We start from the raw sequence: 26,040 nt of genomic DNA on the forward strand, positions 1-26,040 counted from the left end.
ATCCCCAACAAGGAGGCAACGCAAGAGCCCCCTTGTTTACGTAAACTTCAAGGGAGTTTTTATTCAGCCACGTCTGTGCGAACGAAAAACGCTGGCGGTTCTTTGCCCAAGAGTCGGAGGTAGACATAGCCTTGTCCGCGGTGATGAATCTCATTCTCGAGAGCGTAAGTAAGCCAACTCATCGCCGTGCCGTCAGGTCCACCCCAAAATGGCTCCGATCGCATGATTGTAAGCGATTCCATAGAAATCGATGGCCAAAGCTTGCGCGTTTGTTCGCGAACGTGTTGTCCATAGGCGAGCGCTTCTTGGATTGGAGCAGTCCGCAGCTCGTCTGGGATCCCTTCCCACTTCCATTGATCAAGCGCCAAACCCCTCAGATAGGCGTTTTCAATGCCCCAAATCTCAAAGAGCATCTCGCGAAACGGTCGCATGCCATTTACGGGCTGCTTGTCCATCGCTTCTGCGGCGTCCAAGTCGCGCGCAACAAAATTCGTGAGCCGCCGATTCTCTTCCCACACATCCAAAAACCAAGATTTCCAGTCGAATTCCAAGATGAACACTCCTTTTGAAGAATCCATGGCGTACGTTTGTACGATAGCACACGTGACATGCCAAAAACATCCTATTTTTCCGGTTCCCCATCAAAGAATGTAATCTGTGCCGCGCGCGCGATGTCTTCGTTTGTTTCTTGTTCAATCCATGTGCGCAAGGCCGCTTCGCGGACAGATTTGCACCACGTGGTGAGTTGTTGCTCTAGATGTGTCCTCACGGTTAAATCCGGGATTTCAGCGAGTTGTGTAAACGATTGTTCGACATCGCCTATCTTAATCGAAAATCTGACGCGAACGGCCATCTTTCCTCACCCCATGTTCATGGATATGAGTGGAGAATCGCGGGACAGCCCTGTGCAATTTGCTTTGTGATCTATGGTGATATTGCACACCTTCGTCTGAAACGCCACATTGACCAATTTGGGATTGAAATCTACCGTAGAGAGTAGCTGAACAGAGACAGGACCTAGAATGCGCCACCCACTCATAGGCATAGAGAAGACGTGATTCGAATGCCTTGGTGAGGTGAGCGGAATCGGCGATGCGTGAAAATGCAGCGAAAAAGATTGCGATTTACTGTCGCGTATCCACGGATGAGCAGGCAAAAGAAGGCGTGTCGCTCGATGAGCAAAAGGCGAGGCTTCACGCGTACTGTCGCGCGATGGGTTGGGCGACAGAAGCTGTAGAGTATATTGATGACGGCTATTCGGCGAAAAATATGGAGCGTCCGGCGCTTGAACGCTTGTTGCGACATGTGAAGGCAGGGCGCGTTGAGCGGCTCATGGTGACAAAACTCGATCGATTGAGTCGGCGTTTGCTTGATTTGTTGACGCTGATCGAACTGTTTCAAAACCACGACGTTTCATTCGTATCGACAAGCGAATCCTTTGATACAGCGACGCCTTCCGGTCGCTTGACACTGCAGGTGCTCGGAGCTGTCGCGGAGTTTGAGCGTGAGCGCATACGTGAGCGCGTTTTTGACAACATGCTGCATGCAGCAAAAATGGGGAAATGGTTGACACAAGCTCCATACGGCTATCGGCTCGACGCGAAAAAGTTGGTTATTTGTGAAATGGAGGCGCTTCTTGTTCAGCGCGTCTTTCGCATGTTTGTCGAAGATGGTTTGGGATACTTTCAAATTGCAAAGAAATTGAATCAGGAACACATCCCTTCTCGCAATGGGAAGGCGTGGTCGATTCGGAGTGTCAAAATCATGCTGAGTAATCCTGCCTATGCGGGAACGCTTGTGTGGAATCGCGTTGATTCGAGTCAAAAGCGTCGAGTGCTTAAAGAAGAAGACGCGTGGGTCGAGATGCGCGACGCTCACCCAGCGATTGTTGAACAGGCGCTGTGGCATCAGGCGCAGCAGCGCATCGCGAGCCATCCGCGAATGCCGCCGCGCGCGCAAGCCAGCCCTCATCTGCTGGGTGGCTATTTGCGTTGTGGAGAATGCGGCGCGGCGATGTCGATCGGTTGGTCTGGAAATCCGCGGCGAACGCGCGTCTATCGCTGTTCTGCGTATCGAAATCAGGGGCTTTGTCAGAGTAAGCCGTATCGTGCAGACGATGTGGAGCGGTGGTTTGTGGAGGCGCTTGAATGCGTGGTGGAGCCTGTGAATCATGCGCGGCACACCGCTTTGGTTCAGCGTGTGCGGGCGGAGCAGATCGCCAAATTGGATCAGAGGATGCACGCCGCGAAAATGCGCTATGACAGACAGGTAGAAGCGTATACGGCGGGACTCATCGAGATGGATACCCTTGCGCGTGAAAAGGTGGCGCTGAAGCGATGTGTCGCAGAGTACGCAAAGGAGATGTCGACGACGGATTCATCTTCACATGATAAGGAGCTGGAGGAACGCCTGCGCGGACGGGCGGTTACGCTCGGCGATGCGCTAACCGTGCTTCCGGCTGACTGGATCAAAGCGAAACTGCGCACATGGATTCACAGCGTCATTCTTCACGGACGTGAGGATCTTGAGATTGTGTTGTGTCCTGATCTGACGATGGTTTCTGATGCAATGGATCAATCCATTGGAGGATTTTTAGAGTATGGTGTCGAATGAATAAGATTATTGTAGGTTGACGGTTTTTTGTGAGGGATCTAGGGATGGCCAATTCGGTAATTAAAAATTACTCGGACGACATTCGAACTGAGATTTATCGAGTGACGAATGAGCTACTGGAGCACCTGCACCTGTATTATCAGCCATTTCCTGAATTTGATGCTGTCCGATTTCCGGCAACGGCGCTGACGACCGCGACGGAAGGCTTTTTTTTACCGATGATGCTACTAAAAAAGATGGTTGTTATTCCTGTGTGGATTTTTACGATTGATGACGTGATTGATCGTAAATTGTTGTCGGATGAAGAATTGGATGCTCGACTGAAAAGTTATGAATGGATCATCACGCAGGGGCTGGATGCGTCTGACGTGTATGGTCGCGTGTTGAAGGATCTTTATGACCAGCTAAAAGAGAGGCCGCTTTTTCACGCGTTGCGAGAAGTGTGGGAAGAAGCCTATTTTCGAATGATCCGTGGGATGCTTCTTGAAGCGCGTGAAACCGTTCGAGTCCCATCGTATGATGAATATCTCGAACACGGATCGTACAGCATTGGCGTTCCGCTCTATGTCGTTTCGACGTGGATTCTCGGTTCTTATGAAGAAACATTAACGCATCTAGAAGTCCTAAAAAAGCTGATGATGCTGTCGGCGAAAAGCATTCGGCTTGCCAACGACATGCGTACATACGAAAAAGAGAAAATGGAAAAGAACCTAAACGCGCTTGTGATCATGGAGAATACGTACGAGTCAGAAGGCTACGCGCCTGACGCGGCGAAAGCGTTGGCGTCTGCATTTGTACGGGAAGAGTTGGAGCGCTATCGCACGCAGTTTCTTGAATTGGTTGATGAATCGGTACTGCCAATCAGAACGCTGTCAAACGTTACTCAGTTTTCGCTGTCGTTTTATGATGAGCATGATTTTCATACCGTTGATGCGGGGGAGATCCACCATGTTTGAAAACGCGGGTGAAGACGATGCTTCAAAAACGGATGTGAAGCGCAGAGCGCGTGACTTGGTCGAGCGATTGCAGGGCGGCGCGATGGGATCGATCGCTTATGACACTTCGTGGGTGGCGCGCTTAAAAAATCGGGATGGTTCTCCGAAATTCCCGACTACGATCGCCTGGCTGCGCGCGCATCAACACGCGGACGGAAGTTTTGGCGCGCGCGATGAAACGTTGCATGACCGGCTGATTTCTACGCTCGCGAGCGTTAATGCACTGACGACGTTGCACGATGAAACGGATAGCGAGCGCATCTCTCGCGCACTTGACTATGTGGCGCGAAACGGTGGTCGTCTGCGCGCGGATGACGCTGAAACGATTGGTTTTGAGTTGCTTTTTCCTTCGCTACTCGAAGAGGCAAAAGGCTATGGATATCGACTGCCTTTTGAATCCTTCGGATGGGTTGAAGAACTGGGGAAAAGAAAGTTGAGCGCAGTTCCCGCGTCGTGGATCTACGAAGCGGAGTCTCCACTTATCCACAGCATCGAGTTTCTCGGAAAAACAGCACAGATTGATCGCATGGCGCAACTCGTTTCGGTCAACGGATCGATCGGAAACTCTCCATCCGCCTCGGCATTTGTCTATGGGCAAACGGACGACCCCCGACTGGAGGCGTATTTGCGTCAGATTGTAGAGACGTCTGAGGATGGCGGTGTCTGCAATGTTCAACCGTTTGAAATTTTCGAAACGGCGTGGGTGTACTTCAATCTACAGTTGGCTGGAATCACGGTTGAGGGAATGCAAAAAGGATTGCATGAGATTGAGCTGTCATTCAGGCCGCAGGGTGTCGGGATTTCCCGCAATGGCCTAATGCCAGACGCGGATGACAGTGCACTCGCCGTCAATGTGCTAGCTCGCGCTGGACGCCGAATGTCACTCCAGTTTTTGGATTTTTATCAAGCGGAACGCGGATTTTTATGTTTTCCGTATGAGCGCAACCCTTCGATTTCAACCAATATCCACATCCTTGACGCGCTGCGTGCGTATGAGCCGCAAGAAGTGGCGCCTCATGTGGATAAGATTCTCACGTTTTTGCGCGAGGCTCAACAGGAAAATGCGTATTGGAAAGATAAATGGCATGCCTCTCCATTCTATACAACAGCGCATGCGATTCTGGCGCTGCGAGGATTGACTGAGTCACTGATAAAAACGGCGGTCGATTATTTAATTGAATCGCAACGGCCTGATGGTTCGTGGGGGATTTTTAGGGGTACGGCGGAAGAAACGGCGTATTGTGTACAGGCGTTGACGCTTGCGCTTCCTTATTCTGCGGATGTGGACAAGCGGCTTGCACGTGCACTTTCTTTTTTAAGTAGCGAGGGGGCAAAAAAACCTCACTCTGAACTCTGGATTGGGAAGGGGCTCTATGCGCCAACCTATGTGATTGACGCTACGATTCTAAGCGCGCGCGCGCTCTACCAGAGATGGAGGTACTCTCATGAAAAAGGATGAAGAGTTTCAACTCCTGACGAAATCGACACAGTGGGGCGAGCTTAGCGAGATTGAAAAAGTCGTCATCATGGAAAAACGCATAGTATTTGTGCGCTGGCTCGGCATCGTTTGTGCGGCGGTGACTGTTCCCTTTTTGGGGTATCAGTGGGCTGCTTTTATGTTTGGAATCATCGGATTTGCTGCGGTCTATAATGTGATTTTTCAATTTTATATCATTGCGAAAAAGAGCGCGTGGCTTTTGAAACCAGCCATTATCACCATCGGGGATATCATGATGGCGTCTGCCGTCGTGTTTATCACGGGGGGGATTCACTCTGACTTTTTTGTGGTCTATTTCTTGATTGCAATTCTCTCTGCGATTCGTTTCGGGGGACGCGCGGCTGGTATTTCCACCTTGTTGTCGATCCTGTTTTACTCGCTGGTGATTTTCTTGCGCGGTCCGGTGCGACCGGTCTACGATTTAGCGAACATTTTATTCAGAATGGGATTTGTCGCGACCACAGGTATTTTTGTGGGGTATGTGGGGGACAAAGCGCGGCAGGTTGAACTCGATTTGCAACGGGAGTTGGATCAGGCGCATGCCCATTTGAATGAGAGCACGGCACTTCTCAATGCAAACCTTGAACTCGATTCGGTATTACAAGTGGCCGTCGCGCAATCGCGGTTACTGATTGACGCGGAATTCGGATTGATCCTCACCAAAGAGAGCGGCCTGTCCTTTTTGCCGCGCGACCTTAAAGATAATTATGACCGTCCCTATTATTCCGATGTGCGTTCAGAAGCCGTGATGCGTGAGGAGGATGTCGCGTACATTATCGAGTTGTTTCAAGATGTCACGCGCTTATCGTCGATTTTTCAAAAGCGGATCTCCGGCGAGTCTTCAGTGGAACTCGTGGAGTGCCACATGAATCCTCAATTGGCGCGTATCCTCACGTTAAAAGAAAACACCATGTATTATCTCGTATCCGCGCAATTGTTTACTGGAGAGACAGAGATTGGGACGCTTTATTTGCTGAAAACGCACAAGCCTGCCCAAGAGTTGAGGAAAACCGTTCTAAACGCATTGTCCGTCTTTACGCTCAGAATCTCAGCGGCGATCACGAATTCACTGATGTACACCCAATCGAGAATGCAGGCTGTTACGGATTCAGTGACTGGTCTCTACAATCATCGTTTTTTGCATGAGTTTCTGAATGATGAGATCAAAAAGGTGGTAGAGCAGCATACCCCCTTGTCGCTGATTGTATTGGATGTGGATTCATTTAAACAGTTTAATGATATGTACGGCCACTCGATCGGCGACACAGCACTGCGCTCTGTCGCGGATATGATCCGGCCAGCTATTAAAGATCGGGGGATTGCGGCGCGCTTCGGGGGGGATGAGTTTGTCATTATTCTGCCAGGGATGTCCCATCAAGAAGCGATGACTGTTGCGGAGTCGATTCGTGCGCGCGCGAAAAATTATAGGCACTTAACAAAAAATCACGCACTCGCGACACTTTCGATCAGTTTGGGCGTAGCTACCGCGCCGCAATCGGGCGAGACATCACACGCTCTTTTCCACGCCGCCGACCTTGCGCTGTACGATGCAAAGCATGCGGGTAAAAATGTTGTGCGATCGGCAGAATCCACGCGTGAAGGAGGCGCGTTTCGCGATGAACATCTCACAGCGCTTGGCGAATATCGCTCACTGACAGATTCTGTGGAGGTTATGCAGCGGGATCTTGACGCTGTGAATCCGCAGATGGTGGAAACGCTCCTCGCGGCGCTCAAGGCGAAAGACCCAGGCACGTACGAACACTCGAAGAGTGTTTCAGCGTATGCTGAGCGACTCGCGCGGCGCCTTGGCCTGAGTGATCAAGAAGTGGAGACGATTCGGATAGGATCACTCATTCACGATGTTGGCAAGATTGGAATACCAGATTATGTATTGACAAAAGCCGCGAAACTCACTAAAGAAGAATACGATATGATTAAAGAACATCCGACGATTGGCGTAGAAATTTTAAAACCACTTCGTCTCTATGAAGGATATCTTCCCATCGTACGCTATCATCATGAATGGATGAATGGAAAAGGGTACCCTCACCAGCTCAAAGGGAGGGAAATTCCGCTTGAGGCGCGCATTGTTGCGATTTGTGACGCGTTTGATGCGATGACGTCCAACCGACCCTATAAGGCTGCGATGTCTTATGATAAGGCGCTGCATACGATTGAGGGTTTGGTCAATGAACAGTTCGATCAGGATGTGTGGGAACAGTTCCGCGAAATGATTCAAGAAGAAATCTCTGTGATTGCAAACTGAAGGATGCGAGGATGGCATAATTTGAAACGTAAAATGGCCAGAGTACAAATGAGCGAAGATGCAATCATGAAAGAGTTGGACTCCTACATGAAATCTGTGATTGAAAGGGGTTTGGACGGGAAAATTCGCAATGTGATTGAGTACCATCTCGGGTGGCGTGACATTGATTTTTCTGAACTGGAGTTTGGGAATATCGGCAAGCGCGGCAGACCAATGATGTGTATTTTGACGAGTATGCTCTTTGCGTATGATTATAAACGTTCTTTTTCAGTGGCTGCGGCAATCGAGTTTATCCATAGTTTTTCGCTGATTTACGATGACATCCAAGATCGGGACACCATTCGCCGGGGACGTCCCTCCGTTTGGAGTTTATGGGGGGAGGATGAGGCGATTAATGTGGGGTGTGTGCTGCAAACGATGGTTTATGAGGTGATTGCAGATCCTGAGAATGAGAATAAACCTGCGCAACTCTCGTGGTTGATTCAATCTGTCAATCGCACGATGTGGAGAGTATGCAATGGACAACAACTCGATTTAGAGCTCACCAAAAGTAGGCATCATGTAACGCAGACTCAGTATTTAGAAGTCATCACCGGAAAAACGGCGGCCTTATTTGAGGCGGCAGCTTATCTCGGCGCGTTTTGTTCAAACGCTAATGAGCGGGAATTGGCACTTTGTCGCTTGTTTGGAGAGAATGTTGGCCTTGCTTTTCAAATTTTTGATGATGTCGTTGGAATTTGGGGTAGTCGAGAACAAGGACTGGACAAGCCCAACCTCGATCTAGAGCATCGAAAAAAAACGTATCCGATCATCCATGCGCACGAGAATTGTCAAACGGACGCCGATCGGCTGATCCTCCATCGCTACTATGAGAAGGAAGAACTCAGTGAGCGCGATTTGATCAACATCACGGAACTGCTGAACCGCTGTGATTCGCGATCGAAGAGCCTTGAAATCGGATATCAGTATCTCAAAATTGCAATGCAAGCACTTGATGACATAGCAGGGAATGAAGCGATCAAGACGCGTATTCGCATTTGGGTTAATTACGTTATCGACAAACAGCTTTCTACATTACAAGGTTACATTAAACTTGATGACGAGCTTGTAAAATAAAGATGTCGGCATGGATCGATTTGTATCGCATAGATTTTTTATAAGTGTTGTCATTTTTAAATTGACCGTGCTAGAATAAGCATAACGATTTAGCATAACGATATACTAAATCGTTATGCTTGATTTGAACAAAATGATGAATGGAGGGTCGTCATGAAACAAAGAATTGGAAATGTTCGGTGGGGTATTGCTTTTCTCATCGGTGTTGGAATTGTCATTAACTATTTTGACCGAACCAATTTGTCCGTGGCTACAAAACCGCTGATGCAAGAGTATCATTTGTCCAGTGCCCAGTTTGGATGGGTACTCTCATCATTCGCGTGGTCGTATGCTATCCTTCAAATTCCCGTAGGCGCTTTACTCGATAAGATTGGTGTCAAATGGTTGGTACGGGTAGGGACAATCATCTGGTCGCTCGCCACATTTATGACCGCGGCAGTCGGTGGAATGGGTCTAATCATTTTATCCCGCGTCTTATTGGGTGTGGCAGAGGCGCCTGCATTTCCAGGAGCGGCGAAAGCGACGGGATACTGGTTCCCACTTCGTGAGAGAGGTCTCGCGACTTCGGCGTTTGATGCGGCAGCCAAACTTTCAAATGTGATTGGGGTGCCGCTGGTGGCACTGTCTGTCACACAATGGGGATGGCGCGGCGGCTTTTACATGACAGCTATTTTGAGTCTTATGTATGCGGTTGCATACTGGATTTGGTACCGTGACCCGTCGGAGTCCAAAACGCTAACCGATGCAGAACGTGCTTATATTGTAGAAGGCGGGGCTCAAGAGAGCGGAGAAGCACCGGGGGGCGTTGGAAAAAATTTAGGATATCTTCTAGGACGTCGTAAGGTGTGGGGATTGACTCTCGGGTTTGCGGCATATGGATATACATTTTATTTGTTGCTTACATGGTTGCCCGGGTACCTTGAAACGGAGATGCATATGACCGTTCTAAAATCAGGCATGTACACGATTGTCCCTTGGATCTTTGCGACCATTGCTGATATTGTTATTGGTGGGTGGTTGGTTGACTTTTTGATAAAGCGCGGAAAAAATCCCACTCGCGTGCGAAAAACGTTGCTTATTGTCGGAATGGTTTTGGGACTCGCGGTCGCTGGGGCAGGTTTTACGAAAAATCCGCAGATCGCAATCGTCTTCATCACCATTGCACTGAGTGGTCTCGCGTTTTCAGCGCCGATTGGCTGGAGCATTCCTGCGCTCATCGCGCCAAAAGGAACGGTTGGTTTAGTGGGAAGCATCATGAACTTTTTTAACAACTTGATGGGGATTTTGGCGCCGATTATCACAGGGTATATTGCAGGCGGTACAGGCTCATTTGGACTGGGATTTTTAATCGCGGGGATCGTACTGCTGATTGGAATCCTCTGTTACCTCTTTTTACTCGGTGATTTGGAGCCGATCCAGTCACCTTACAAAGCAAACGTCTAAGAAAATGCTGAATGAAAAAATGGGAATACAAATACGCCGGGGTGTCCCGGCGTATTTGTGCGAAATAACCTGAGGTGTAAACGCGATATGGATGATAAATTTTGTGTTATCGGGTTGGATTTAGGGACAACTTCGGTCAAGACACTCACGGTGGACCAAACGGGTGTGACGCGGTTTCGAGCAGCGCGGAAAATCTCGACGAACATTGGTCCGAATGGACGCGCAGTGCAAGATCCGTTTGAGATCCGTGACGCGCTGAATTCGGTGTTCGAATTGGCGCTTCACGCTGCGAGAAAGGATGGTCTTTTGGTGCATCGGGTTGGATTCAGCGCTGCGATGCACAGTCTGATGATTGTATCTGAAGAGGGGGAACCGCTGACACAGGCGATGACCTGGATGGATTCGCGCGCCAAAAAACAGGCGGAATTGCTGTGGGAGTCGCTGAATGGGAAAAAAATTTATGAAGAGACGGGTACGCCCATTCACGCGATGTCTCCATTTGTAAAGTTAGTATGGCTACGAGAAACGCAACCGCAATTATTGAAAATGGGCAATCGAATCGCTTCTGTAAAAGAGTGGATCTGGCATGCGTGGTTCGACGAGTGGATGATCGATGAATCGATGGCGGGGGCGACCGGACTCTACGATGTGGAGAAACGCAGTTGGCACGAGCATGCGCTCACTCGCATTGGTGTCAACCCGGCACAACTCTCTCGCATCGTTCCTACGTCGTATCGACAGGCTGGTTGTCGTGAGACGAGGCTGCAGTTGGCAGGGTTGACTGCGGACACTCTGTTTTCGATTGGCAGCACAGATGGAGTTCTTGCGAATTTGGCGCTTGGTGTGACCGATTCGTCAAAAATGGTATTCACGGTCGGGACAAGTATGGCTGTGCGTTCAGGGGCAAAGAGAAAAGTCACCAATCCTAGCCTTCGTCCATTCTGCTATCGATTAGATGATCAACGTTTTGTCATCGGGGCTCCGAGCAATAGCGGAGGTGTGATCCTAGAATGGCTGATGAACATGTTATACGGCGATGATCGCGCGGAAAATGTAGATGAAACGCTGGCCGTCCTCATTCGTGACGCGGGAAACGTAGAGCTTCAAAGCCTCTACTGCTTGCCTTATGCGGCGGGAGAGCGGGCGCCGCTCTGGGATGAGGAGGCAAAGGCGTCGTTTATTGGGCTTCATCTTAAACATCAAAAGATTCACTTGGTGAGAGCGGCAATTGAGGGGATGATTTATAACGCCAAGTGGTTGATTGACAACTTGTCTGCGAGCACGGGGAACCCAGAGCAGGTGTATCTCTCGGGGAAACTGTTTGATGAACTGTGGATATGTCAATTGTGCGCGAATGTATTCGGAGTTCCTGTTGTGCGGCAAACGCTTGAGGATGCATCAACGATTGGCGCCATTCTTCTTGCAGCCGATACGGCTGAATTCGCACAGTCACTAAAGCGGTGTGAACGGTCTGAGAAGATGGACCCCGAAGAAGAAATGGAAGAAGTGCAGCGTCTCCGATTTAAAGAGTATCAGAGACTGTGCCGTCTCCTCTATCCAAGCGCGTAGATTCGCTTTTGATCAACTCGGACGGAAGGATCTTGAGATGCGCCTCATCGGGTTGTTCATAGCCATCCTTGAATTGCTGAAGGAGGAGGTTTGCGACCCACGCTCCCATCTCAGGCACCGGCTGTCGAACGCACGTGAGCGAAGGGGAGATCAGTTTGATCCAATCGGGCTCATCGAATGTGGCCAATCCCAGTTTCTCTGGAGACGGCCAATCGATTTGCTGTACGTGAGGATAGATTTCATGGAAAATCAACGCATTGGCTGTATAGAGTGCGATCGGTCTTTTCGAAATGTTTTCCTTTATACGCTCAACGACCGATTGCATGGAGACGTCATCCCCGCGTTTCACGATCTCCACGTGAGGAGTGCGATGATAGCGAGATGAACTGTCGAGATAACCCTGCAGGCGCTCGCTGCGCGTCGAAATGGCATTTGGGGTTTCTGTCACATAAAATACGTTCTGATATCCTTCTGCGTATAAATGGTTCGTCATTTTCATGGATGCCTCATAATTGTCCGTCAGTACATTTGTGGCGTGCGGGAGCTTGAATTTGCGATCAACGAGAATGACAGGCACTGATTTTGAGATCGTCTCCAGTTCTGTGAGATTGTCCCCGTTGGTTTGAATCACAATCGCATCGATTTGTTGACCGAGCAGCGTTTTTAGTACATGTGCTTCACGTTTTGGATCTCCCTCTGTTTCACAGACGATGACGTTATACCCCTCAGGGGTAAGCGCATTGGAGAGGGAGCGAATGAGGGACACACAAAAAGGATAGCTCAACTTTACGACGATCACTGCAATCATTCGACTGCGATTTCCCTTTAATCCTTGTGCGAGTGCATTCGGGTGATAATCCAGTTCTTCAATCACTTGCTCAATTCGCTTTTTTGTCTCTTGGCTCATCGCCTCATAGCGCGCGTTTAGAAAACGGGAAATGGTCGTGACAGATACGTTTGCTTCGCGGGCAACGTCCTGAATCGTGATTCGTTTCGCTGTCATTTTGTACGCTCCCCAAAATCCATTCGATGTATGTTCATCAAAGTATGTTCATCAAATATGACGAAGATAGACGGTAACATGGCGCTCCCGCGCCACCGTCTACGGGAAAAATAAATCGCTGCGCCGTTATTTCGAGATAGACGTGCCTATTCTCGTGTTGCGCTATCTGATTTTACCACGAAGTGAATTTGAATCAGAAGAAAATCGGATCGATCGCAAAAAAGCATCTTTACGAAACGAAGGCTGGGCGACGTATTGGCACTTAAGGATCATGAGGGAACTCGAACTGACAGACGGTGAGTCACTCGATTTTGCGCGTACACACTCGGGAGTAGTTCTTCCCTCAAAAACATCGGTGAATCCTTACTTGATTGGACTGAAGATTTGGGAAGACATCGAGAAGCGCTATGATCATCCGACAGAGGAGATGAAAAAACGATTCGGCGCTCGCGCTGGTCAAGGACGCGAAAAAATGTTTGAAGTTAGGGAGATGGAATCAGACACCTCCTTTATTCGAAACTATCTGACGGAGGAACTGGTCAGGGAACTCGATCTCTATCTCTATCAAAAGGTCGGAAATGAGTGGCGAATTGTTGAGACAGACTGGGAAAAGGTTCGCGACAAGATTTGGAAATCGAGGACAAACGGCGGATATCCGCTTCTTCATGTGGTAGACGGTGACTATCAACTCACGGGAGAACTGTATTTGGTACACGCGTACGAAGGGAATGAGTTGGACGTGAAGTACACCGAAAAAACGCTGCCATCCGTCTATAAGCTGTGGGGGCGAACGGTTCACGTAGAGAGCGTCCTGGAAGGAAGAGCGGTCGTCTTTTCGTATGACGGACGAAAAACGACAAGAAAGTTTCTCTGAAGTGGCCCTGAATTTGACCTGACCACCTCAAAAAAGAGTGAGCGGGAATTCGTCGATTGCATTTTGCAAAACGGTTTGGCGCCTTGTCGATAAGGCGCCTTTTTTATGGATTCAAGCTGATCTTTACAAAGTCTTCAAGAGACCGCTGTAAAGGATTAACACAGCCGCTCTATGATGATGTTAAATCATGGGTGTTTTGTGGAGGAAGCTTTCGATGAATCGAATTCTATTTGCAGACCGAGATGAAAGATTCTACACTAAATTGAATTTTGCGCTTCATGAGGCAGGGTTTTCAACCGAATTTTCAAGCGACGGCGAAGACGCATTCGGGCGTATGATGGTTGATCGGACGCGCTTTGACGTGCTCGTGATCGATAGCAATTTGCCGAGCATGAACGGCATCGAACTTTTAAAACGCGTGCGTACGGCGCGTCTTCACGTGCCGATTTTGATGTTAAACGAGATGGATGACGCAATGGAACGCATTCTTTCGCTCGAACTCGGTGCAGATGATTGTGTGACGAAACCTGTGCATGTCCGCGAGTTGGTATTGCGGATACAAGCTTTGAGCCAGTGTCGCAATCGCGTGAATCCGCCTTTTGCGGTGCAGAGTGGTGAATTGCGACTGGGTAATATGAGACTGCGCGTCGAAGAGCGGGAATGTTTCATCGATCGCTACGAGATAGGTCTCACACCTGTGCAAGTCCAAGTGCTGAAAGCGCTTTTTCAAAAACCGGGATCTGTGGTGTTGCGCGAAGCGTTGATGCACGCAGCGTGGGGGAAAATTGTGCATCACCACTTGCTGGCGATGCAGATCTCTTTGCTTCGGCAAAAGTTTGACACGGTGACTACGCGGTCGCACGAGATTGAAACGGTGCATCATCGCGGGTACCGTCTCGCCAAAATTACCCCTTCAGATGAAAAAAGTATGGTATAGGTGCAATTCTATGGAGAATCTTTACGCCATCTTTACAATCAATTGTTATAGTTTTAGTACTTAACCCATTAAGGAGGAACTTGCGTGGGAAACGATGTTTCACTCATGAGCGATGTGCGTACGTATTCCGTGGGCACGATGGCTACAGCCGCAAGATCGCAAACGCTGGAGGTTGTGCGCGATGCTCATGAATCGATCATCCATGTGGATCGACTCACCGCATTTTATGGAAATAAGCGCGTTCTAAATGAAGTTACGCTAAAAATCCCGTCCAATCAGATTACGGCATTGATTGGCCCTTCGGGTTGTGGAAAAACAACACTGCTGCGGACACTCAACAGAATGAGTTATGCCACGCCTGGATTCAGACATGAAGGGACCGTGCAGATCCTTGGACAGGATGTGCGCAGCCTTAAAGATGTTGAGACGTTTCGCAGGTCTGTCGGCATGCTCTTTCAGCGCCCTAATCCGTTTCCCATGTCGATTCTCGACAATGTGACGCTCGCCCTCAAGCTGTTTGGCATTTCAAAGAGACGGCGCAACGAGATCGCAGAAGAAATGCTCGGCGAAGTGGGACTGTTGCATGAGATTAAGGATCGCCTCCATCAATCGCCTTCCAGTTTGTCAGGTGGGCAACAGCAGCGTCTTTGCTTGGCGCGAGCGCTTGCCGTTGAACCAAAGATCCTCTTGCTCGATGAACCTGCGTCGGCACTCGACCCTAAATCGACGCGCCTGCTTGAATCGCTGTTTGTACGCCTCGCCGAACGGATGACACTGGTGCTTGTGACGCATAACCTGGCACAGGCGAAACGCGTGGCACATCACACCGCTTTTATGGAGTCTGGTGAATTGGTCGAGTGGGGCGATACGGCAGAACTCTTTTCGGCGCCAAAAGATGAGCGGACGAAAGTGTATGTTGAAGAGCATATCGGATAAGCGGCGTGTGAGCCTATTCTTGCAGATGCTGGCGTGAATTACACAAATCGCTAACGTTTGTTAACGATTCCTTTACGTGGATCACATGGTAGCTTTACGTGATCGAGGTAGGATGAAACCATAGAGTTGCGTGAACGCAAACTATGAATCCACGTTTCGGGGGTTGTCAAATTGAAAAAGAATTGGAAACACAAGGCATACGCGATTGCGAGTGCGTTAACCGTTGGAGCCATGATGATGGGTGGCGTAGGGCAGGCATTTGCAAAAACGAATGTGGTAAAGCACAGCGTAAAACATGCGAGTGGACCTGTGGTACATCTCCAAGAGACCGGTTCGACACTGCTTTGGCCACTTTTTCAACTCTGGGTACCTGTTTATAAACATGTTAATTCTAAAGTTGATCTGACAACGGCGGGAACGGGAAGCGGTGTGGGGATCTCGCAAGCTTCCGATGGCACCGTGCAGATCGGCGCATCCGACGCGTATATGAGCAATCGACTTCTATCACAGCACCCAGGGATGCTCAACATTCCGATGGCCATCTCTGCGCAGCAGATTATGTATAACATTCCGGGCGTCAAAAAAGGCGTTCACCTTCACCTGACTGGCAACGTCATCGCGCAAATCTATCTCGGCAAGATCCGCTACTGGAACGCGCCGCAGATTCAATCGCTCAACAAGGGTGTAAAGCTTCCACACTGGATGATCGTGCCGATTCACCGTACAGACGGTAGCGGCGACACGTTCCTCTTCACACAATTCATGACGGACACAAACGCTGCATGGTCGAATTCCGTTCAGTACGGCACGAGTGTAAGCTGGCCGGCGATCAAAGGTGCGCTCGGCGCAAACGGCAATAACGGTGTCGTGGCACTTGCGAGCAAGACGCCAGGTAGCATCGCGTATGTGGGAATCAGCTGGCTTAACAACGGGCTTAGTGAGGGATTGGGCGAAGCGGCGCTGCAGAACCGCGCAGGTCGCTACCTGCTTCCGAATCCGGGCACGATCGCTGCGGCCGCAAATATGATGATCGGCAAGACACCGGCGGACGAGAGAACTTCGCTGATCTACGCACCAGGCGCAAACTCCTATCCAATCATCAACTATGAGTATGCAATCATTAATGAGAAACAGGCGAATCCGGCGACGGCGACCGCTGTGAAGAACCTCTTGCTGTGGGCAATCAGTCCGCAGGGCGGTAACAAGGCTGTATTCATGGACAAAGTCCACTTCTTGCCGTTGCCAGCTTCGATTGCGCCTCTGAGCCGCAAACAGATCGCTAAAATTCACGGGTAAGGGGTCATCGAGTGAAACGGGAGCGATTTTTATCCCTTATCTTCCGGGTGACTACTGGCGTAATGGCCAGTAGTCCTTTCCTTATTCTTTTATTCATTCTCATCGTATTGGTTCGCGATGCAATACCTGCCATCCGCTATCAAGGTTCCTCTTTTTTCACTGGCGTCACGTGGAACATGGGCAATATGTATGCGAACAATCCGATTGTTCATAACGGCGTTCAAGCAGCTCCAGGCGCCAGCTTTGGCATTCTGCCGTTTATCATGGGGACGCTTGGTTCCTCCCTCATCGCACTGCTCATCGGCGTGCCGTTTGCGCTGATGACCGCTTTCGCTTTGGTCTACAAGGTGCCAAAGCCGATTCAGCGTGTCCTTTCGCCCATGGTCGAACTCCTGGCGGGGATTCCGAGTGTGGTTTACGGTTTGTGGGGCGTAGAATCCCTCTCGCCCTTCATCGAATTTAAATTGGGTCCACTCTTGACGCGCTTAGGGCATGCGGTTCCCTTTTTGGCAGGACCTGTTGGCACAGGTTTTGGACTGCTGACAAGTGGACTCGTTCTTGCGGTGATGATCATTCCGATCATTACTGCGACAACGAGGGATTTGCTGATGCAGGTTCCGACGCTCTCGCTCGAAGGCGCGCACGCACTCGGACTCACCAGTTTTGAATCCGTTCGCTTTGTGGCGTATCCGTGGGTAAAGCGAGGGATTTTTGGCGCGATTGTGCTCGGCCTTGGCAGAGCGCTTGGCGAGACGATGGCTGTGCTCATGGTGAGTGGGGACGCGGCAAACTATCTCCCCTACAATTTATACAGCCCTATCTCGACGATGGCGTCAACGATTGCGGCATTGCTCGATAGCGCACTGACAGATTTCACGGGAATGTCTGTTCACGCCCTTGCTTTCATTGCGCTTACGCTTCTCGTCATTACTGTCATTACCAATCTGATTGCACGACTGCTCGTATCCATGGGACGTCAAAATGTGCATGTGGAGATGTGACGCGCGGTGTCATTGAATTTAAGGCAAAACGGAGGAACGCCTATGCACGGATCGACGACGATGCGCGGTTACTCTCGCAAAATCGCGTCCAACATGACGTGGATGCTGTCCCTCGGCGCGCTGCTTCTCGTCGTGATTGTCGTGCTAGACATCTTGATCACGGTCGTGCGACAAGGCGCTGGTGGAATTTCTCTCTCCCTTTTTACGACGCAGACGACAGGAATTGCAGGCGGTCTCCAAAACGCCATTCTGGGAACACTTGATCTCATTTTTTTTAGCACACTGTTCGCAGGGCCCGTGGGCATCATGGGAGGCATTTATCTCGCGGTGTTTGCACCTGATCGAATCGCGCGGACCTTGCGCTTCGTTGCAGAAGTACTTGCAGGCATCCCATCGATTGTCATTGGCTACTTTGGATACACGATGATGGTGCAGGCGTTTGGATGGGGATTCTCCGTCCTGGCCGGTTCCATTAGTCTGTCCATTCTGACCCTCCCCTATATCGTGCGGACGACAGAGGCGAGCATTCGACAAGTCCCAAAGAGTTATTACGAAGGAGCATTGGCGCTAGGTCTCACGCCCTTTTCGGCGCTGCGAACCGTGGTGATGCGTCCCGCCACACCTGGCATCGTGACGGGGCTCCTCTTGGCGATCTCCATCGGACTCGGGGAGACGGCCCCACTCATTTACACGGCAGGTTGGTCGAATTTTAACCCAACCCTCCATTTGACCAAGAACCCAATCGGATATCTGACGTACGTCGTGTGGACGTATTTGAATGAACCGTACTCGTCGGCTCATCGATTGGCGTATACAGCGGCACTTTTGCTGATTATTCTCGTCGTCATTCTTCATCTCCTTGCGCGATTTCTTCAACCGAGAGTAAAAGGGTAGGATCTGGCGCGATAGAGTGAACACATCCCCGAGGGATTTCTCTCGGGGATGTGTTTTTGTCAGGAATGGTCCGGCTTGTGATCCGGGGACTGATACGAGAAGGTGTCGCAACACGTTCCGCGCTCTGTGCCCACGATCTCATTGCCAATTTTTTTGACGAGAATCGACGCTGCACTACAATGAAGTTTCTCATTGTAAACACACTCTTCGACCATACATCGGACAGCGCTTGGCACTGCAACCACCCCCTGACTGGTAGCGTTGCCATGTCCCGGAACTTCATGCGTCATTTTGCGACATTTACCAATCACGCCGTTCAGGATGAGGTGATCTGGAGTTTTGGCTTGGTCGGTTTTTTTCGCAGATAGGCGTATACCATCACCGCTAAATAGACGAGATAGGTGACAACCTGAAGCGCGGTCGGGCTGGCGGCATAACCGAAAAAGGAATGCAGGATATCGCCAAAGGTCGAGTTTTCGTTGATCAAGGAAGACGTGTTCCAAAGCGGGCGAATGCCTAGCGAGATCCAGCCCAGTTGCTGCCAATCTTCAATCGCGTTTGAAAGAAGTCCTGCGCCAAACAGCATAAGGAGGGTTCCCATGGTAGTGAAAAAGTGACGCATATTAATCTTGCGTCCTGCAACATAGATGACATAGCTGAGCGACAATCCTGCGATCAAGCCGAGTGTCGCCCCAATGACGAGCAGAATGGGTTTTGTTTGAAATGCGATGGCAATCATAAACACGACCGTTTCAATGCCCTCACGCCCCACGGTGATAAACGCAATGAGTGAGAGTGACCACATCATGCCATGTTGGAAGGCGGCAGACATCTTTTGCTCGATGTCTCGCTTGAGAAAACGACTTTGTTTTTTCATCCAGAATGTCATGTAGGTGAGAATCAATGCCGCGATGAGGTAGGTGAAGCTCTCGATTTTCGTCTGCAGCGCCGTCCCCGCGTAATCGTGGATCGTGAGGAAAATGGCGACGCCAACGCCAGCGGAAAGGATGACCGCCGCGAATACCCCAATCAGCACGTCGCGAAAGCGATCGCGGCGATTGATTTGACGCAGGTAGGCGAACATGATCGAACAAATCATGGAAGCCTCGAATGCTTCGCGAAAAAAGATTAAGAATGATCCTAGCACGTGACGGCCCCCTAGGTTTGTCTTGGCTGTGGATCACGTCCTCGATCCGATTGCGTCCGTACATTGCGTGTATTTTTTACGCCCTTCTTTATCACTATAACCTAATGCCGGGTGTTAGTATAGACTAACAAACTTTTGCTTGTAACAATTTCGTGAAAGATGAAAAGACGAACATTAAATCTTGAATTAAAGATTCTGTTCGTATTTTTGCTTGACTCTCTCGTAGAGTTACGTAAGATGAGAGGTGAGGAATCACACGAAGGGGAGGCTGTTATGTCGAACATGACGTCAGAGTATTACGGTGACGAGGTTCTCCATGTCGAACCGCATGGCATTGAACCGATTTCGCAGAGTGAGCGTCACGGAAAGCCGCGCAGTCTGTTTACCCTTTGGTTCAGCGCGAATCTGGAGTTTGCGACACTCACGGTAGGGGTTCTGTCGGTCGGATTATTCGGCATGAGTCTCTCCCAAGCGTTTTGGGCCATCGCGATCGGCACCATTCTGGGAGCGGTTGTCGTCGGACTCTTAACGACGTTTGGGTACCGGTGGGGTGTTCCACAGTTGGTTCAGTCACGCGGAGCGTTTGGTTTTTATGGGAATTTTCTTCCATCCATCATCAACTTTGCCGCAGGTGTTGGCTGGTACGCGGTGAATACCGTACTAGGCGTTTACGCGTTACAGTGGCTACTTCCGATTGGCTTTCTACCGAATCTCCTGATCATGATCGTGCTGCAGGCGGCGGTCAGCATCTATGGCCATAACATGATTCACTGGATTGAAAAAGTATCCGCCCTCATTCTTGCCGCAGTTTTCTTAATCGTTACGTTCTATGCTTTCGGACATATCAATCTTAACATCGCAGAAAATGTCAAAGCGCCATTGTTCAGTGGCACGGTCGGCTCGTTTATCTTGTCGATCGGCGCATCGCTCTCTTATATCATGGGCTGGATGACGTACTCCTCGGATTACAGTCGCTATCTTCCAAAAGGTACCAAAGGGTCGAGCGCGTTTTGGGCGGCGTTCCTCGGGAACACCATCCCTTGCATCTGGCTCGAACTTCTCGGCGCGGCGCTTGCCTCCGTGAAGAGCATCGCCGTCCCAACCGATTTGGTCTCGGGGCTCATGCCTCACGCGCTTGTCGTGATCACGATGCTTGCCATCATCCTGGGAACCATTACGGCAAACGTACTCAACATCTACTCGGGTTCTCTGTCGCTGCTCGCCATCGATACACAGTGGCTGAAAGCGATCGCGCCAAAGCGCTGGATCGTCACACTTTTTATTGGTATTCTCGGCGGCATCCTCTCCTATATTGGCGGTCGCAGTGGATATTACACGAATTACAGCAACTTCCTCTATGTGCTCTCGTACTGGGTTAGCCCGTGGGTCGCGGTGATCCTCATGGATTATCTGCTGTACCGGCGTAGCGACGACAATGTGGATTCTTTCTACTCAAAACAGCGTGCGCTCGGCGCGGGACTCTGGTCTTTCATTCTTGGTTTTCTCGCTTCTGTCCCGTTTTTCAACCAGGCGATGTACGTTGGTTTTATCGCCGCGAAATATCCGCACATTGGTGATATATCGTATTACGTCAGCTTTGTGGTAGCCGCGATCCTCTATGGACTCTTTTCGACGATTGGACGCTCTACCGCAAAAGCGGGTGCATCGGTCGCGTAGGTATATTTCCTTTCCATACAACAAAGCCCAGATCGCACTGCGATCTGGGCTTTGTTGCCGCTTGGCGGAGTCACTGGCAGTGATGTTCACCTGTGTCAGGCGAGGGATGCGGCGCGCGCCTTTTCGATCGTTTCCATAAGGGAGTCAAACGATTGGGCGAACGCGTCGAGTCCCTTTTTCTTTAGCTCGCGGCCGATTTCATCCAGATCGATGGAAGCGGTTTTGCACGCGTCGAGGATCTCCTGCGTGTGCGCTTTGTCTGCGTCTATGGTTCGCTTGACGACACCGTGCTCAAGGAATGCGTGCAGGGTGGCCGGAGGCATCGTATTCACCGTGTGTGGGCCAATCAGCGTCTCGACGTAGAGGACATCCCGGAAGGCTTTATTCTTCGTGCCGGTCGACGCAAAGAGCGGTCGCTGCGCGCGTGCGCCATGGTTGCGCAATTCTGCGAACGGTGCTCCCTCAAAGATGGCTTGGAATGACTGATAGATCTGCTGTGCGTTCGCGATTGCGACGCTCCCTTTGAGCAGGGCGGGGAGAGCATCGCCGACGCGACTCTCGACGGCGGCGTCGATGCGGCTGACAAACACGCTGGCGACAGATGAAACGGTGCGTAGCGTCTGACCGCTTTTTAGCCTGCGCGAAAGTCCGCGCAGGTACGCGTGTGCAACGTCCTCATAATCGCGGAGCGTAAACATCAACGTCACGTTGACAGAGATACCATCCGCCGTCAAATTCTCAAACGCGATGAGCCCCTCAGGCGTAGCCGGAACTTTGATCATGAGATTTGGCAGGTTCAGCAGTTTCACGAGGCGATGTGCTTCCGCCTCCGTTTGCTCGTGATTGTCACAGAATGCGGGAGGCACTTCCAGGCTGACATAGCCGTCTTCGCCATCTGTCGCTTCATAGAGTGGAAGAAGGCTTTGTGCCGCTGCGTTGATGTCATCAAAGACGAGCGCGTCGTAAATTTCCTCCGCGCTCTTTTTGCGCGCTGCCAAGGCGTTAATCTTGGCGCGGTAGAGGTCGCTGTGACCGATCGCCTGTTCAAAAATGGTGGGATTCGAAGTCATCCCGCGAACGCCGCGCTCGAGAAGCGCGCTCATCTCGCCTGTGCTGAATAAGTCGGAACGAATGTAATCAAGCCAGGCGCTCTGCCCGTGTTTGTGCAATTCGTGTAACGTGGTCACGCGTGGGTCACCTCCCGCAGGGATGTTTTGGCAGCCGCAATGACGTGGCTCACCGTAAAGCCGAACTTCTCCATGAGTACGGCGGCAGGAGCGGATGCGCCAAAGTGGTCAATGCCGATCGAGACGCCGTGGTCCTTCGCAAAGGAAGCGAGTCCGGCAGGGTGAGCCATCTCGATAACCACGCGCGCGCGGATGGAGGATGGGAGCACCTCTTCTTGGTATGCGGCTGTCTGTTCAAGGAAGAGCTGTGGGCAAGGAATGCTCACGACGCGCGCTCCGATGCCTTCTGCCTCAAGCGCTTTTTGTGCATCCATTGCGAGGATGACCTCTGAGCCGCTCGCGATGAGGAGAATGTTTAGCGCAGCCGATTCTTTTGACAAGGTGTAGGCGCCGCGCGCGACGCCTTGGCGCGCGAGTTGATCAGAGTCTGTATAGACTGGGAGCTTTTGCCGTGTGAGCGCGAGCGCGACCGGACGGTCGCGGTGCGCCATGGCGTAGTGCCAAGCGGCGACCGTTTCGTTGGCGTCTGCGGGACGGATGAGCAAGAGGTTTGGAATGAGCCTGAGCGCTGCGATCTGCTCGATGGGCTGGTGCGTCGGACCGTCCTCGCCAACGCCGATGCTGTCGTGCGTAAAGACGTAGATGACGGGCAGCTTCATCAATGCGGCGAGTCGGATGGACGGACGCAAATAGTCGGAGAACACGAGGAAGGTGCCGCCGTAGGGATGGACTCCGCCGTGCAGTGCGAGGCCGTTTAGCATCGCGCCCATCGCATGCTCGCGCACGCCAAACCAGACGTTTCGTCCGGCAGGGTTCGCGGCGCTGTAGACCGACTCAGTCTTCATTGTCGTCTCGTTCGATCCGGCGAGATCTGCTGAACCGCCAAACAGCGTGGGAACGCGCTTTGCGATAGCGTTGAGTGCGGCGCCGGAAATTTGGCGTGTCGCAAAGCCGCTTTTGTCCACTGTGTACGTGGGCAGATCGGCGTCCCAGTTGGCGGGGAGTTCGCCTGACAAGGCGAGCCTAAGCTCGGCGGCGAGTTCGGGATGTACCTTCTCGTAGGCGGACATGCGCGCTTCCCACGCAGCTTGCGCCTCTGCGCCGCGCGTTGCGATGGACTGGAAATGCGCGGTCACTTCGGACGGAACAAAGTGTGTCTCGGATTCGTTCCACTGATAGAACGTTTTGGCGAGGGCGGTCTCTTCGGCGCCGAGCGGGGAGCCGTGCGCCTTGGATGTGCCCTGGCGTCCGGGACTGCCGTACCCGATCGTTGTGCGAATTTCGAGTAGGGAGGGGCGGGGGTCGCTTTTGGCGGCCGCGATGGCGCGCGCGATAGCGTCGAGATCGTCATCGCCGTTTTCGACGCGAAGGTAGTGCCAGCCGGCGGCTTCGGCGCGGAGTTTTATGTTTTCGGTGAACGCCATGTCGGTTGGGCCGTCGAGGGAAATGTCATTTGAATCGTATAAAACGACCAGTTTTCCGAGTTTCTGGTGCCCGGCGAACGACATGGCTTCGTAAGAGATGCCTTCCATGAGGTCACCGTCGCCGACAAGCGTGTAGGTCATGTGATCGATGATCTCGTGGTCGGGGCGATTGTAGCGCGCTGCGAGAAAGCGCTCAGCCATCGCAAATCCGACGGCGTTTGTGATGCCTTGACCAAGCGGCCCGGTCGTCGTTTCAACGCCGCGTGTGTGACCGAATTCCGGGTGGCCAGGCGTCTTGCTGCCCCATTGCCGGAACTGCATCAGATCCTCGCGTGTGAGTCCGTAGCCAAACAGATGGAGCAAGCTATAGAGGAGCATGGAACCGTGACCCGCGGAGAGCACAAAGCGATCGCGATTGGGCCACGCCGCGTCTGCGGGATTATGCTTGAGAAACTGCGACCAGAGTACGTAGGCCATCGGTGCGGAGCCCATGGGGAGTCCGGGATGCCCGCTGTTTGCTTTTTCCACGCTGTCGATGGAGAGGGTTCGTATGGTGTTTATGGAAAGCGCATCAATGTTCGATGCTGACATAAAGGGTGACCGCCTTTCGTGAAAGGGACTAGGATGGCGAAGCGTTTTTTCGATTCAAGAGTGTTCGAAAAGGAGTCAGGTTAAGATTCAAGCAGTGCAGAAAGCCAGTCAAACATGCACGCGAAGCGTATGCGCTTGGGTACATGACAGAGCAGGTTTGACGCTTACGTCACAATGCGTCGAAGCGTTCTGATCCCATTTTTGAACATCTTCTATTATGCACCAAATGGCGCGGTATCGCGAGGCGGGGAGAATCCTGCTGCGCGAGAGGTGGTGGATGGTTCGCGATGCGTGCACCTCTGTAGCCCGCTTTGGAAGCTGGGGCCGTGGAATGAATGGGGGATTAAAGTGAGAGGGTAGGGGGGATTGGCGATCGTGGTGTGTTTTCGGTGTCGATTCATATAAATTTCCGTAAGTTTTCCATCATATTTGTCGAATTGTGATCTGAAATATATGGTATTTCTTCAATGAGTATAGTAATCTATCATTGCAGTGACGCTGAGGTTCGTTGATGCACCGTCTGTAACATGGGCGCTTGGGCGGTCGCGGAGCTTATAGCGCATCCATCCTTCTTTGTGGGGTGCAGTACATTTTCAGGTTTTGCCCCAGAAGGAAGGAGAGTTTTCCACCATGAAAAAGAAATTGATCGCGGCAGCAACAGTTGTCGCCCTCGTTTTGGTGGCCTCAGCGGAAGTAGTATTAGTTTGATGTAAGTTCAAAACACCTCACATGAACGCGGGGTGTTTTGTTTTAAGGGGTGCGCCATTGCAACTGATTGTCGTAGGACTCGCAGTGATTATTGCATTTCTTCGGGGTGGTAGAGAATTGATCCTCCCGAATTTCGTGTGGAAACGGTTGTTACTTGTCGCAATTGGATTGCAGCTTATATCTTTTGTTCTTCCCGTGTTGAAGGTTGTACTGGTCGATCTTTCATATGCTGTGGCTCTGTTGTTCCTCTATTTGAATTACAAGATCGTGGAGCTCCGGTTTGCGTTGATTGGAGTAGCGATGAATTCTCTTGAAATATGGCTGAATAGAGGTGCAATGCCAGGGGTTCATGTCTCTGGTATGGATAGATTGACAGTTGGTTTATTGAACAACCACTCTCAATGGCATCAGTTCTTAACTGCAAAGACTGTTTTTCCTTTTCTTGCAGATATTTTCTACATGAGCTTTCCTTACAAAGCAATCTACAGCGTTGGTGACTTTATGATTGCATTGTCAATCGGTATGCTATTGCAAAGAGTCATGGGTAAACCGCTATTTCAAGAGAATAAGAGGTTGTGAAAATTAAATGAAATTTAATTTTCGTGCTATTATATTGGGAATAAATGTAATCGCATCATCATATTTTATTTATGAAGGTTTGAAAAATACAACTGATATAAATGAAATGTATTGGACTGCTGTTTTTTTTGCCATAACAATTCTTTTACGGATTAGTCCGACTCTAAATAATAATGGTACAGTCCTTACGATTGGTGGGCTAATAAGTATCTTTATTATGTACGCCCGGCATGGGCGGAATCTATAGGGTGCAAGTCCCGAACGGGGGTTGGCGACAGACCTACCG

General features: G+C 50.8%; 22 protein-coding genes. 15 read left to right on the forward strand and 7 right to left on the reverse strand.

The window, feature by feature from the left end; all coding sequences use genetic code 11:
• Positions 1–59 precede the first annotated feature (59 nt).
• Positions 60–551, reverse strand: a complete 492-nt coding sequence (locus tag AYW79_RS08565) for a DinB family protein (RefSeq protein WP_067952865.1) — start codon at positions 549–551, stop codon at positions 60–62.
• Between the two features lie 71 nt (positions 552–622).
• A complete protein-coding gene (locus AYW79_RS08570) occupies positions 623–853 on the reverse strand; it encodes a hypothetical protein (protein WP_067564537.1) in 231 nt (76 codons plus the stop codon).
• A gap of 239 nt (positions 854–1,092) precedes the next feature.
• On the opposite strand from AYW79_RS08570, the gene AYW79_RS08575 reads away from it, so the two are divergent.
• From AYW79_RS08575 to AYW79_RS08605, 7 genes are all read left to right on the forward strand, one after another.
• The gene (locus tag AYW79_RS08575) at positions 1,093–2,613 is read left to right on the forward strand and encodes a recombinase family protein (RefSeq protein WP_067564539.1); all 1,521 of its coding nucleotides are present in this window, start codon (positions 1,093–1,095) and stop codon (positions 2,611–2,613) included.
• Positions 2,614–2,657: 44 nt separating this feature from the next.
• A complete protein-coding gene (locus AYW79_RS08580; RefSeq protein WP_067564541.1) occupies positions 2,658–3,569 on the forward strand; it encodes a terpene synthase family protein in 912 nt (303 codons plus the stop codon).
• A complete protein-coding gene (locus tag AYW79_RS08585) occupies positions 3,562–5,067 on the forward strand; it encodes a prenyltransferase/squalene oxidase repeat-containing protein (RefSeq protein ID WP_067564543.1) in 1,506 nt (501 codons plus the stop codon). The genes AYW79_RS08580 and AYW79_RS08585 overlap by 8 nt, the downstream gene beginning before the upstream one ends.
• Positions 5,054–7,372 carry a diguanylate cyclase gene (locus AYW79_RS08590; RefSeq protein ID WP_067564545.1) on the forward strand — a complete coding sequence of 773 codons (2,319 nt, stop codon included), beginning with the start codon at positions 5,054–5,056 and terminating at the stop codon, positions 7,370–7,372. The genes AYW79_RS08585 and AYW79_RS08590 overlap by 14 nt, the downstream gene beginning before the upstream one ends.
• 21 nt (positions 7,373–7,393) lie before the next feature.
• The gene (locus tag AYW79_RS08595) at positions 7,394–8,488 is read left to right on the forward strand and encodes a polyprenyl synthetase family protein (RefSeq protein ID WP_067564548.1); all 1,095 of its coding nucleotides are present in this window, start codon (positions 7,394–7,396) and stop codon (positions 8,486–8,488) included.
• 153 nt (positions 8,489–8,641) lie between these two features.
• Complete coding sequence (locus tag AYW79_RS08600; RefSeq protein ID WP_067564550.1) at positions 8,642–9,931, forward strand: MFS transporter; 1,290 nt, start codon at positions 8,642–8,644, stop codon at positions 9,929–9,931.
• Between the two features lie 87 nt (positions 9,932–10,018).
• Positions 10,019–11,500, forward strand: a complete 1,482-nt coding sequence (locus AYW79_RS08605; RefSeq protein WP_067952868.1) for a gluconokinase — start codon at positions 10,019–10,021, stop codon at positions 11,498–11,500.
• Here AYW79_RS08605 and AYW79_RS08610 read toward each other — a convergent pair.
• Positions 11,454–12,503 (reverse strand): LacI family DNA-binding transcriptional regulator, encoded by a 1,050-nt coding sequence (locus AYW79_RS08610; protein ID WP_067564553.1) that lies wholly within the window; start codon positions 12,501–12,503, stop codon positions 11,454–11,456. The genes AYW79_RS08605 and AYW79_RS08610 overlap by 47 nt on opposite strands.
• A gap of 154 nt (positions 12,504–12,657) precedes the next feature.
• Here AYW79_RS08610 and AYW79_RS08615 point away from each other — a divergent pair, with 154 nt between their 5' ends.
• The 6 genes from AYW79_RS08615 to pstA all read left to right on the forward strand — a co-directional run bounded on the left by AYW79_RS08615 (position 12,658) and on the right by pstA (position 18,441).
• Entirely contained in the window at positions 12,658–13,377 is a 720-nt protein-coding gene (locus tag AYW79_RS08615) for a SpoVR family protein (protein WP_067564556.1), read from the forward strand.
• 214 nt (positions 13,378–13,591) lie between these two features.
• Positions 13,592–14,314: a response regulator transcription factor gene (locus AYW79_RS08620; RefSeq protein ID WP_067564558.1), complete on the forward strand. Its 723-nt coding sequence runs from the start codon at positions 13,592–13,594 to the stop codon at positions 14,312–14,314.
• A 138-nt stretch (positions 14,315–14,452) separates the two neighbouring features.
• Positions 14,453–15,250 carry a phosphate ABC transporter ATP-binding protein gene (locus tag AYW79_RS08625; protein ID WP_067564580.1) on the forward strand — a complete coding sequence of 266 codons (798 nt, stop codon included), beginning with the start codon at positions 14,453–14,455 and terminating at the stop codon, positions 15,248–15,250.
• Positions 15,251–15,421: 171 nt separating this feature from the next.
• Positions 15,422–16,546, forward strand: coding sequence for a phosphate ABC transporter substrate-binding protein PstS (gene pstS / locus AYW79_RS08630; protein ID WP_067564560.1), 1,125 nt, complete (start codon positions 15,422–15,424; stop codon positions 16,544–16,546).
• Between the two features lie 11 nt (positions 16,547–16,557).
• Positions 16,558–17,547, forward strand: coding sequence for a phosphate ABC transporter permease subunit PstC (gene pstC, locus AYW79_RS08635; protein ID WP_067564563.1), 990 nt, complete (start codon positions 16,558–16,560; stop codon positions 17,545–17,547).
• Positions 17,548–17,589: 42 nt separating this feature from the next.
• On the forward strand, positions 17,590–18,441 hold the full coding sequence (gene pstA, locus AYW79_RS08640) for a phosphate ABC transporter permease PstA (RefSeq protein ID WP_231877787.1): 852 nt from the start codon (positions 17,590–17,592) through the stop codon (positions 18,439–18,441).
• 59 nt (positions 18,442–18,500) lie between these two features.
• On the opposite strand, the gene AYW79_RS15230 is transcribed toward pstA, so the two are convergent.
• Both AYW79_RS15230 and AYW79_RS08645 read right to left on the reverse strand, forming a co-directional pair.
• Entirely contained in the window at positions 18,501–18,731 is a 231-nt protein-coding gene (locus tag AYW79_RS15230) for a DUF1540 domain-containing protein (RefSeq protein ID WP_335339620.1), read from the reverse strand.
• A 26-nt stretch (positions 18,732–18,757) separates the two neighbouring features.
• Positions 18,758–19,588 carry an FTR1 family iron permease gene (locus AYW79_RS08645; RefSeq protein WP_067564565.1) on the reverse strand — a complete coding sequence of 277 codons (831 nt, stop codon included), beginning with the start codon at positions 19,586–19,588 and terminating at the stop codon, positions 18,758–18,760.
• Between the two features lie 273 nt (positions 19,589–19,861).
• On the opposite strand from AYW79_RS08645, the gene AYW79_RS08650 reads away from it, so the two are divergent.
• Positions 19,862–21,265 (forward strand): purine-cytosine permease family protein, encoded by a 1,404-nt coding sequence (locus tag AYW79_RS08650; RefSeq protein WP_067564567.1) that lies wholly within the window; start codon positions 19,862–19,864, stop codon positions 21,263–21,265.
• A 95-nt stretch (positions 21,266–21,360) separates the two neighbouring features.
• Here the strand turns inward: AYW79_RS08650 and tal are convergent, their stop codons facing one another.
• Positions 21,361–22,452 (reverse strand): transaldolase, encoded by a 1,092-nt coding sequence (gene tal / locus AYW79_RS08655; RefSeq protein WP_067564569.1) that lies wholly within the window; start codon positions 22,450–22,452, stop codon positions 21,361–21,363.
• Positions 22,449–24,467, reverse strand: coding sequence for a transketolase (gene tkt, locus AYW79_RS08660; RefSeq protein WP_067564571.1), 2,019 nt, complete (start codon positions 24,465–24,467; stop codon positions 22,449–22,451). The genes tal and tkt overlap by 4 nt, the downstream gene beginning before the upstream one ends.
• Positions 24,468–25,232: 765 nt before the next feature.
• Here tkt and AYW79_RS08665 point away from each other — a divergent pair.
• Entirely contained in the window at positions 25,233–25,754 is a 522-nt protein-coding gene (locus AYW79_RS08665) for a DUF5317 family protein (protein WP_067564573.1), read from the forward strand.
• Positions 25,755–26,040 lie beyond the last annotated feature (286 nt).

Origin of the sequence: Ferroacidibacillus organovorans (assembly GCF_001642725.1) — a bacterium.
In the GTDB taxonomy this organism is placed as follows: domain Bacteria; phylum Bacillota; class Bacilli; order Alicyclobacillales; family SLC66; genus Ferroacidibacillus; species Ferroacidibacillus organovorans.

Bases quoted from the DNA above. Each gene is read 5' to 3' on its own strand.
- AYW79_RS08610 (WP_067564553.1), bottom strand. From the start codon at position 12,503: ATGACAGCGAAACGAATCACGATTCAGGACGTTGCCCGCGAAGCAAAC.
- AYW79_RS15230 (WP_335339620.1), bottom strand. From the start codon at position 18,731: ATGACGCATGAAGTTCCGGGACATGGCAACGCTACCAGTCAGGGGGTG.
- AYW79_RS08580 (WP_067564541.1), top strand. From the start codon at position 2,658: ATGGCCAATTCGGTAATTAAAAATTACTCGGACGACATTCGAACTGAG.
- AYW79_RS08590 (WP_067564545.1), top strand. From the start codon at position 5,054: ATGAAAAAGGATGAAGAGTTTCAACTCCTGACGAAATCGACACAGTGG.
- pstA (WP_231877787.1), top strand. From the start codon at position 17,590: ATGCACGGATCGACGACGATGCGCGGTTACTCTCGCAAAATCGCGTCC.
- AYW79_RS08570 (WP_067564537.1), bottom strand. From the start codon at position 853: ATGGCCGTTCGCGTCAGATTTTCGATTAAGATAGGCGATGTCGAACAA.
- AYW79_RS08625 (WP_067564580.1), top strand. From the start codon at position 14,453: ATGGCTACAGCCGCAAGATCGCAAACGCTGGAGGTTGTGCGCGATGCT.
- AYW79_RS08585 (WP_067564543.1), top strand. From the start codon at position 3,562: ATGTTTGAAAACGCGGGTGAAGACGATGCTTCAAAAACGGATGTGAAG.
- tkt (WP_067564571.1), bottom strand. From the start codon at position 24,467: ATGTCAGCATCGAACATTGATGCGCTTTCCATAAACACCATACGAACC.
- AYW79_RS08605 (WP_067952868.1), top strand. From the start codon at position 10,019: ATGGATGATAAATTTTGTGTTATCGGGTTGGATTTAGGGACAACTTCG.
- AYW79_RS08600 (WP_067564550.1), top strand. From the start codon at position 8,642: ATGAAACAAAGAATTGGAAATGTTCGGTGGGGTATTGCTTTTCTCATC.
- AYW79_RS08620 (WP_067564558.1), top strand. From the start codon at position 13,592: ATGAATCGAATTCTATTTGCAGACCGAGATGAAAGATTCTACACTAAA.
- AYW79_RS08650 (WP_067564567.1), top strand. From the start codon at position 19,862: ATGTCGAACATGACGTCAGAGTATTACGGTGACGAGGTTCTCCATGTC.
- AYW79_RS08575 (WP_067564539.1), top strand. From the start codon at position 1,093: ATGCGTGAAAATGCAGCGAAAAAGATTGCGATTTACTGTCGCGTATCC.